This window comes from Dolichospermum sp. UHCC 0260 (assembly GCF_009711985.1).
Lineage (GTDB): Bacteria > Cyanobacteriota > Cyanobacteriia > Cyanobacteriales > Nostocaceae > Dolichospermum > Dolichospermum lemmermannii.
Genome location: NZ_VIKZ01000008.1, coordinates 47,243 through 56,200, shown reverse-complemented (window position 1 = coordinate 56,200; position 8,958 = coordinate 47,243). Strand labels below are relative to the sequence as shown.

The following is an 8,958-nucleotide window of genomic DNA, read 5'->3' as shown; positions in this document are numbered from 1 at the left end:
TAAATATTACCTATTACCTGTTATAACTTTTCTTGAGAGTGGCTTCAATTGAACCTAAATTTTGGAACAACTGAATTAATTCATGAGATTTTGTTTTTTTCTCGGATAAAATGACTTTTAATGGAGTTAAAAATTCAAGATCGGGATCATCTTTAAGGGCAATTTCAGCAACTTGTAAAAGTTTGTAAGAGTTAAGGAAAATGTCTTCATTTTCAAAGCCTGATTTTGCCGAAATTTGGTGTAAATTAGCATCAGGTATCATAGCTCTACCTGGTAAAGTTTCATCTAATACTAAACCTTTTAATAAAGCTAATAAACCTGCATAAATAGCGAAATTATCACAACTATCACAAGCTTTAAATTCTATCCGTCCTACTTCTGAGGGAATGCGGGCAATTTTTGTTAATGAAGGCACACTTTTAATCAGTTCTTCTGCTGTTTCTAAAAAAACTAATGTTGCGGATCTTTTTCCTGTTCTAATAAATGTCCTCACTGATAAACCTTCCCATAAACCACCATTATAAAAAGGAGAACTATAACTAAAAGGAATGATGTAAGGGCTGTAATAAGTTAACTTTTTACCAATGTCAATTAACCTTTCAGTAGATAAATTTGCCATAGAAATATTTAAATCTGGTCCATAGGAAACCATATAAATATGAGCAGTTTGTTCATCTGGATAAGCTTGTAATTGCCTAATTTCAAAATCATTTAATGGGGGTTGTGGTTTAAATACGCAAGTATAGGGATTAAAACTGGCTAAAACAGGTGAAAACCCAAAGTTAGCAGCAACATCACGTAATAAAATAAAACTTGCGGTTAATTCATCAATTGCTCCTTGAATAGTAGAGTGGATAGTTGTTCTAATTTCAATACCTTTAGCTACACAGTCAATTACTTCTTCAGAGTCGCTAAATCTTTCAAATCCTTCAATATACCACCGCTTTTTCTTAATCCCAGCATCACCAACTCTTAATTGTGGGTAGTCAGTGGGATAGATAGGTAATTTGTCAACAATTTGCTGAAAATCTGCAAATTTTGTATTCTGGAAATCTGCGAATTTTCCTTGATGATTGAGAAAAGCAACTTCATGTTCAATACCAAAGGAGAACATACTTTATACCTAATTAATGATAAATATAATTAATTATATCCATATTTTATGCCGTTGTGAATCAATACTGCTTAGTTCGGGCTAAAAAGTCCTGATCTCGGAGGTTGAGTTGAAGCAAGGAAACCCAACAAAATTCCTGATCATGTTGGACTACATTTACTTTATTTTTACCAATTAAATGTACAGAAATTTAGTTATCTTCAAGGTAACTTAATATTGACTAATAAAAATTACAGGACTGAGTTTTTATGACAACTACTGCTCAAACTCCTTACAGTAGCGAACAAATTATTGCTTGGTTACGTGGATTACTGACTATTGCTTGGGCTGATGGTAACTTTGATACTCAAGAACAGGAATTAATTACTAATCTGACCAAAGATGAATTAGCCCCTGCTGTTGATTGGAATACTCTAGAGATAATTGAACCAGATGAATTAGCGGCTATATTGGGTAAAGGTACGCCTGTAGCGGAAAATTTCTTGCGGACAGCGGTAATGGTAGCGATCGCTGATGGTATATACTCACCTAGTGAAGATGACCTACTTCAGCAATTGTGTCAAAAATTAGAACTGCAAGAAAGTTTACTCACGGCTTTACGTCAGACCCTAGAAGATACCTCACAAACAAACAATTTCCCCTCTACTGGACTTCAAGCCCCACACCCAGACGCTTTACGTCCCTTGCGTCAGTGGTTAGACGGTTTAGATATTCAAGACCCCAGAGTGGCGAAATTTTTGTGTAAGATGATTCCTTCCCAGTGTCCCTTTGAAAGAGATGTAACTCTATTCGGGCGGAAAATAGTTCATATTCCGCCATTGTGTAAAATTAACCCCCTTTATGAACAAATGGTAGGTTTACGCTTTCGCGCCCTTTCCTACCTAGCAGACGACTGTGGCGAGGATGTTACACCTTATATTTAAATTAGTTGTTAGTAGTCAGTTGTTAGCGTAATTGACAACTGACAACTAACAACTAACAACTGACAACTGACTAAATTATGCAATTTATAGACCAATCAGTAATTGAAGTAGAAGCAGGTGACGGAGGCGATGGTATTGTTGCTTTCCGCAGAGAGAAATATGTACCAGCAGGTGGTCCTTCCGGTGGTAATGGCGGAAGAGGCGGTTCAATCATTTTTGTGGGTGATAGCAACCTCCAAACCTTGTTAGATTTTCGATATAAGCATTTGTTTAAGGCGCAAAATGGAGAACGTGGTGGACCGAATAATTGTACCGGTGCAGGTGGAAAAGATTTAATTGTTGAAGTTCCCTGTGGTACTTCTGTTTATGATGCGGCAACGAGTGCTTTACTATGCGATATAGTTGAACCTGGTCAAAGTTTTCAGGTTGCTAAAGGTGGTAAAGGTGGGCTAGGAAACCAACATTTTTTGAGTAATAGTAACCGCGTCCCCGAATATGCACTTCCCGGATTGGAAGGGGAAAAAAAGGTATTACGTTTAGAGTTGAAATTGCTAGCAGAAGTAGGAATTATTGGTTTACCAAATGCGGGTAAATCTACTTTAATTTCTTCTTTATCAGCCGCACGTCCGAAAATCGCTGATTATCCTTTTACTACCTTAATTCCTAATTTGGGTGTGGTAAAAAAACCCACGGGTGATGGTACTGTTTTTGCTGATATTCCCGGTTTAATTGCAGGTGCTTCTCATGGTGCGGGTTTAGGTCATGATTTCTTGCGTCACATTGAACGGACAAGGGTTTTATTACACTTAATTGATGCGACAAGTGAAGATGTCATTGCTGATTTCCATACTATTCAGGAAGAACTGAAAGCTTATGGACGAGGTTTAGCTAAACGTCCGCAGATTTTAGCTTTGAATAAAATAGATGCTGTTGATAGAGAAACTGTTGATTTGGAAGCTTTAGCTATGCAATTAAATCATCTGGCTTTAGCGCCAGTTTTTATAATTTCTGCGGTAACTCGCACTGGTTTAGATGCAATGATGCAGGAAATTTGGCGGATTTTAGATGAGATTAATGTGTTGGAAGCGGAAGAGGTTGTGGTTTAATTGATGGGTTGATTTGGTTGAGTAAAAGTCCGCGTTTGCGGACTCATTTTTAGCATTTCTATATTTTTTTCAAACCAATTATTAAGGAGTAATTTTGTCAGAAGATTCTTTTCCACAAGCAGCAGGAAGGCATTTACATGATGCACAAATATTGTTGAATGAGGAACGATGCATTGGTGATAAGTTAAGGAAAAGAGGAAATTGTCAAGCGTGGTATTTGCTTTTATCCTCATAGAAAATCAGACCAACTAGACTGATGACAACGGAACTGAAGTGCGTTTCTGTTGGGGAAATTTGATTGATTTATAGGAAGCCGCAGAGACTTATTGTAAAGTTCTTGCTCATAACAAGTTCCTCGTAAATTGGGAGCAATATATATTTTCAGCGTTTTTGGATGTATAACAATTAAGTTAAGGTCAAAAAGAGTATGCAAATCAGCACGTAGTAATAAACCATTTGAAATATCATTATCCTCAGTTTCACAGTAAGGTCTTATATGAGCAGCTTCCAATGCTTCCTGTGCATCAAACCCTGTTATAGCACAACGATAATCATAGGCTGCAAGCAAAGCCTTACGAAACAAAGGTTGTCCTTGTCGTTGGGCAATTGATGTAATTATTCGCTTTTTAAATGTTGTCTTTGTTTTAGGAGTATAGTGATTTTTTTGCTGAAGATTATTAATCTCAATATCAAGTTGATTAAGTTCTGAAGTGACAAATATTTTCTTGATTGCAGCTTGTAATTCTGGGCTTTCATGCAATTTGTGTTTGAAAATAGGAAGCTCGTAAGCAGTTGTATTTACTAAATCACAAGTTTTTATACGAAAAAATAAATTTTCAAGGGGGAGAATAGTGTTTCTTTCCTTTAGTATATTATCCAATCTCGGACCAGTCCCATTATATCCCAAGATTTTTACGTTTGCACTTAACATTTTTAGACCCATGATTCCCGGTATCCAAGTTACTTCCTCTCCTATTGTTTTGAAACCAAAACCCCAACGTGGAAAATGGCCTTTTGGTACTGTTTCTATATCTAAGTTTGTTTGATAACTTAGCCAACCTTTCTCTAAAAACCATCCTAATTTATAAGCTAAAATGACAAAACTCGGAAAATCTGATTTTCTATGTTCTTGAATAATTTCATCCCACAAAAAACTTTGAATACTAAAACCAAAACGTTCTTGACTGTAATACATCCAAAGTTGATCAATTATTTGTAAATCCTCACAAGGAAATGTTTTAATTTTATCGTTTTCGAGAGTTTGAGAAGAACTATTAATATTTTTTTGTTAGCAACAGCCAAAATTAATTTTGCAGTTTCTTCATCAGCTTTTCGCCAGTTTTGTATGAACAATAAACTATGTAATTGAGTATAATCTGTACCAATATCAGATATAAGTTTAAGTTGAGACATAATAGTTACAGGCTTTTTTTAATTAATTATAGTGCAAATAAGTTCAAAACCGGGGGAAATTATGCGATATTTGCTGCAACTGGGAATTATCGAAAACCGTTCTGATAAGCGTGTTAATATGCCTATAATTTATATGTATGGTTTTGGGGTAAAACGTCCTGGTGGTGTAAAACGTCCAAAACGGTAGATTTTTTCAACTTATAACAAAATACTGGACAGGCAAGATGCCTGTCCCACAAGAGTTTTATTTACACTTTAATAAACCAGCGTTTCTCATACATCAAAACAGCAACACCATACCAAAATAACAGGGTAACAAATGCAAACAAAAATGAGCCGTTGAAATTTCCTGCCCAAGATGCAAAGATATTTTGGTAAATCCAATTATAGATACTAACGGCAGTTTCACCTGTACCGATTTGGGTTTTGGCAGTGATTTTAATCAGGAATACAGAAGCCACAAAAAGAGCGATCGCATTTAATCCCATGATCTCAAAAGGCTTACTCCAGCGTTTAATTAACCTCACTTCTATCAATTCATAACAAGCTGCTAATAACATTAACGCCCAACCAGTGGTAAATAAAACATAGGAACTCGTCCAAATTTTCTTATTAATGGGAAATGCCACATCCCAAATAATTGCAATTACCAAACAACACAAACCAAATAAGACTAAATCCATGCTAGTTTGTGAAGTAGCCTGTTTTTTATCTTTAATCCATTCCCCAGTAAAATAACCGGCTAAAACGCTAACTATTGCCGGAATAGTGCTAAAAAGTCCTTCTGGATCTCCCAGGAAATTAAACCCATCACCTTTATATAAATGTGCCTTGGGAATAATTAATCTGTCAATAAATGCGCCAAAATTACCTTCTCTCGTTAGCACTCCTGCACCATAATCAGGAACAGGAATATACATCATTGTCAACCAATAAGCAATTAGTAATCCTCCTGCTACTAACCATTGACTTTTGCGAGGTAATTTTAAAACTATTAAAGATGCAAAAAGATAAGTTAAAGCAATTCGTTGCAATACCCCCATTAAGCGGATACTACTTAAATCAAAAGTCCAAACACCTTGATTCCAAAAACCATTTAATACTAAACCCAATATAAACAGAATCGCAGTGCGGCGCAGGATGCGTAAATAAACTGCTTTGGTGGGCTTGTTCTCTGCGGTATATTTTGCTAAAGAAAACGTCATAGCCACACCAACAATGAACAAAAAGCAGGGAAATATTAAGTCAGTGGGTGTACAACCGTGCCATTCGGAATGGCTGAGGGGACGATAAACATCATCTGCAACTCCTGCCATATTAGCAAGAATCATCGCAGCGATGGTAATACCACGAAACACATCAAGGGAACTCAGACGCATAGACGGAATATCTTATTTAAGGATCTCACCTTACTCCTCCTGATGCACTTTATCAAGGAAAATTCTAGAAGCTAGGTTACAGGGTAAACTTTTATTAAGTAATGTTTGAAGTTTAAATTTTTTAATATGGCTATCAAAGTTGGAGATACCGCGCCTAATTTTAGTCTACCTACCCAAAACGGCGACAATGTTAGCTTGGCAGACTTTCGGGGTAAAAAATCCGTTGTTCTCTATTTTTATCCCAAGGATGATACACCAGGATGCACTGTAGAATCTTGCGCTTTTCGAGATCAATATGCAGTGTTTCAAGCCGCTGGAGCTGAAGTTATTGGTGTGAGTGGTGACTCTAGGGACTCTCATCAAAAGTTTGCAAATAAATACAATTTACCTTTTACACTTTTAAGTGATCAAGGTGATAAAGTCCGAAAACAATATGGTGCAACTACCGCTTTTGGTTTTATTCCCGGCCGAGTCACCTATGTGATTGACCAAAATGGTGTGGTTCAGTATGTACTTGATTCCATGTTGAACTTTAAAGGCCACGTTGAAGAAGCATTGAAAATCCTGCAACAACTAGCAGCATAAATTAAGATCCCCGACTTCTCAGAGAAGTCGGGGATCTGACTCTCGATAATTAAACTCTAGATTTTTCTGCTACACCAACATGAGCAGATTTGCCATTTTTACCGTTGCCGTTACCGTTATTACGAGGTTGAATTACTCCATAACCGCCGTGATTACGTTCATAAATGACGTTAATCTCTCCACTTTCTGCATTATGAAACATATAAAAGTCATGTCCCACCAGTTGCAGTTGTTCTTGCGCTTCTGCCAATGTCATTGGTGGCATGGAGAAGTATTTGGTGCGAACAACCTCTTGGGGTAATTCAGCGGTGCGATCGCCTATTAAATCCGCTGCAACTGTTTCGGGCGCTACTACTTCGTTAGTTGATATAGGTTGAGTTTTATGATCCTGCCTTTTTTCCTTATATTTCCGTAATTGCCGAGCAATTTTGTCGGCAACTAGGTCAATACTTGCATATAAGCTTTCGCTGCTTTCCTCCGCACGGATAACACTACCATTAGCATAAATAGTTACTTCTGCCGCTTGCTTCGTACTTATTCGGGGATTACGAGCTACGCTTAAATGGACATCCACTTGATTGGTGATGTTCTGGAAGTGACTAACTGCCTTTTCAATCTTTTGATGCACATATTCACGAATTGCATCAGTGATTTCAATATTTTTACCGTGGATGACAAGCTTCATGTAAACTCTCCCGCTCAATATTATATGTGATGTTTTCAGTTAGGAATAGAAATTGCGGTAAGGCCTATCACTGCCACCAGCATAAATCGCCACCTATCCCTAAGACATTGCCTTTTAGCATTTTTAACACTTCTTACATCTTCATGTTTGCGCTATTTATCGTCTTGTTTCCAACTGTTTACCAAGGAATTGGCTGTTTGAAGCAAAACTATTGAATTAGGCCTTTTGAGATATATTCCTTTTAAACGCCTACTTCTATGGAACTTTACCAAAATAGGAGTGCTTGCCGTTCTATAAAACTTACCCAAAATTACCAAAGTCTAGACACATCTGGACAGCGATAACCTTAGTGTTTACTTCCTGCTTCATCACGGTCTTAGAATGGCTTCTAAGAGGTTTTTCCGCTCCACAGGCAATCTCGGTAGAACTTACCGTTTCTGACCGTAGTTCCTAAAAGGAACCCTTTTCTTGTCCCCCAGTCTTGTTCACTATTGTATAGAGAATACAACCATTTTGGGAAATTTGATCCTGATTGATACAAATAAATTTTTAAGTTGCCATCAGTCAGTAAATTAGCTGGTATTGTCTTAGCTTAATGCTCTTCTCCCAACGCCCATTCAGGTTATATATTCAAACTAGCACCTTGTGGTTTATAAAATATATTTCCTTGACGTTCCTTTAAGATCCTTTGCATAGCTTGACATTTGTTCGTTATATTTTTGGGAAATAAGAGGTAAGTAGCTTGGCACAATTAAATATAAAACCTCTCTCCAAACCTGTCCCCTACCAGGGGAGAGGCTTTGACTCCCCCTTCCCTGGTAGGGAAGGGGGTTGGGGGGTTAGGTTTATATTATATTTTTACATTTTTTAACGCCCACTTACTTATCGGGTGTCTTCCCTCTTGCCTCTTTCTTGCTTATCACCTATTCACTGATGATTCCTAGCACTCAATTGAACCCGTACCGTTGTTTACTATATAATGTTGGCGTAATGCCTTATGAAACCGCTCATCAGTGGCAGCGATCGCTCGTTGCAGAACGCATTCACAATCCAGAACTAGATGATGTCTTAATTCTACTAGAACATCCCCCGGTCTACACCTTGGGGACAGCAGCAAATCCAGAATTTATTAAATTTAATCTTGACAAAAGTGATTATGATGTGCATCGCATTGAAAGAGGCGGCGAAGTTACCTATCATTGTCCCGGACAATTGGTAGGTTATCCCATTTTAAACTTACGTCATTACCGTCAAGACTTGCATTGGTACTTGCGTCAACTTGAGGAAGTATTAATTCGCGTTTTAGCAAATTATGACTTGAAAGGAGAACGGATTCCTGGTTTTACCGGAGTTTGGCTAGAAGGATACAAGATTGCTGCCATCGGCATAAAAGTGAGTAAATGGATTACCATGCACGGTTTTTCCTTAAATGTTTGTCCAGACATGACAGGATTTAAACAAATTATCCCCTGTGGTATTATTGATAAACCAGTCAGCAGTTTAGCCAGATGGATTCCTGACATTACCTGTAACCAAGTCCGTCCTTTTGTCAATCAATGTTTTGCAGAAGTATTTGGTGTGGAATTTGAGGTTGATAAATCTCCGACTAGCACCGCAGTGCGGAATTAAAAATTAAAAATTAAAAATTAAAAAAGCAGATTACACAAGCTTTTGTCAAATTTTTAATGGTTGATTGACTTACGCCGTTGTGTACTAGCTACAAAAATCTTTACAATAAAGAAGAATAGCAATC

The 8,958-nt window shown here is 37.3% G+C and carries 9 protein-coding genes; 5 read left to right on the top strand and 4 right to left on the bottom strand.

Translation table 11 applies throughout. The features are described 5' to 3' along the window. Positions 1-13: 13 nt before the first annotated feature. The gene (locus tag FJR08_RS05215) at positions 14-1,114 is read right to left on the bottom strand and encodes a glutamate--cysteine ligase (RefSeq protein ID WP_148764074.1); all 1,101 of its coding nucleotides are present in this window, start codon (positions 1,112-1,114) and stop codon (positions 14-16) included. A gap of 248 nt (positions 1,115-1,362) precedes the next feature. Between FJR08_RS05215 and FJR08_RS05210 the strand changes: the two genes are divergently transcribed. Together FJR08_RS05210 and obgE are read left to right on the top strand one after the other, a co-directional pair. After that, on the top strand, positions 1,363-2,037 hold the full coding sequence (locus FJR08_RS05210) for a Mo-dependent nitrogenase C-terminal domain-containing protein (protein WP_168632415.1): 675 nt from the start codon (positions 1,363-1,365) through the stop codon (positions 2,035-2,037). A 77-nt stretch (positions 2,038-2,114) separates the two neighbouring features. Continuing rightward, a complete protein-coding gene (gene obgE / locus FJR08_RS05205; protein WP_015080537.1) occupies positions 2,115-3,143 on the top strand; it encodes a GTPase ObgE in 1,029 nt (342 codons plus the stop codon). Between the two features lie 229 nt (positions 3,144-3,372). On the opposite strand, the gene FJR08_RS05200 is transcribed toward obgE, so the two are convergent. Next, positions 3,373-4,422 carry a GUN4 domain-containing protein gene (locus tag FJR08_RS05200; protein ID WP_323294588.1) on the bottom strand — a complete coding sequence of 350 codons (1,050 nt, stop codon included), beginning with the start codon at positions 4,420-4,422 and terminating at the stop codon, positions 3,373-3,375. 165 nt (positions 4,423-4,587) lie between these two features. On the opposite strand from FJR08_RS05200, the gene FJR08_RS23105 reads away from it, so the two are divergent. After that, positions 4,588-4,743: a hypothetical protein gene (locus FJR08_RS23105; RefSeq protein WP_217357478.1), complete on the top strand. Its 156-nt coding sequence runs from the start codon at positions 4,588-4,590 to the stop codon at positions 4,741-4,743. A 61-nt stretch (positions 4,744-4,804) separates the two neighbouring features. Here FJR08_RS23105 and FJR08_RS05185 read toward each other — a convergent pair whose 3' ends face one another. Beyond that, entirely contained in the window at positions 4,805-5,935 is a 1,131-nt protein-coding gene (locus tag FJR08_RS05185; RefSeq protein ID WP_168632413.1) for an acyltransferase family protein, read from the bottom strand. 126 nt (positions 5,936-6,061) lie between these two features. On the opposite strand from FJR08_RS05185, the gene FJR08_RS05180 reads away from it, so the two are divergent. After that, on the top strand, positions 6,062-6,520 hold the full coding sequence (locus tag FJR08_RS05180) for a peroxiredoxin (RefSeq protein ID WP_168632412.1): 459 nt from the start codon (positions 6,062-6,064) through the stop codon (positions 6,518-6,520). A gap of 49 nt (positions 6,521-6,569) precedes the next feature. On the opposite strand, the gene hpf is transcribed toward FJR08_RS05180, so the two are convergent. Next, a complete protein-coding gene (gene hpf, locus FJR08_RS05175) occupies positions 6,570-7,205 on the bottom strand; it encodes a ribosome hibernation-promoting factor, HPF/YfiA family (RefSeq protein ID WP_015080529.1) in 636 nt (211 codons plus the stop codon). A 933-nt stretch (positions 7,206-8,138) separates the two neighbouring features. On the opposite strand from hpf, the gene lipB reads away from it, so the two are divergent. Continuing rightward, a complete protein-coding gene (gene lipB, locus FJR08_RS05170) occupies positions 8,139-8,834 on the top strand; it encodes a lipoyl(octanoyl) transferase LipB (RefSeq protein ID WP_168632411.1) in 696 nt (231 codons plus the stop codon). Positions 8,835-8,958: the final 124 nt, after the last annotated feature.

Bases quoted from the DNA above. Each gene is read 5' to 3' on its own strand.
- FJR08_RS05185 (WP_168632413.1), bottom strand. From the start codon at position 5,935: ATGCGTCTGAGTTCCCTTGATGTGTTTCGTGGTATTACCATCGCTGCG.
- FJR08_RS05180 (WP_168632412.1), top strand. From the start codon at position 6,062: ATGGCTATCAAAGTTGGAGATACCGCGCCTAATTTTAGTCTACCTACC.
- FJR08_RS05210 (WP_168632415.1), top strand. From the start codon at position 1,363: ATGACAACTACTGCTCAAACTCCTTACAGTAGCGAACAAATTATTGCT.
- FJR08_RS05215 (WP_148764074.1), bottom strand. From the start codon at position 1,114: ATGTTCTCCTTTGGTATTGAACATGAAGTTGCTTTTCTCAATCATCAA.
- hpf (WP_015080529.1), bottom strand. From the start codon at position 7,205: ATGAAGCTTGTCATCCACGGTAAAAATATTGAAATCACTGATGCAATT.
- obgE (WP_015080537.1), top strand. From the start codon at position 2,115: ATGCAATTTATAGACCAATCAGTAATTGAAGTAGAAGCAGGTGACGGA.
- lipB (WP_168632411.1), top strand. From the start codon at position 8,139: ATGATTCCTAGCACTCAATTGAACCCGTACCGTTGTTTACTATATAAT.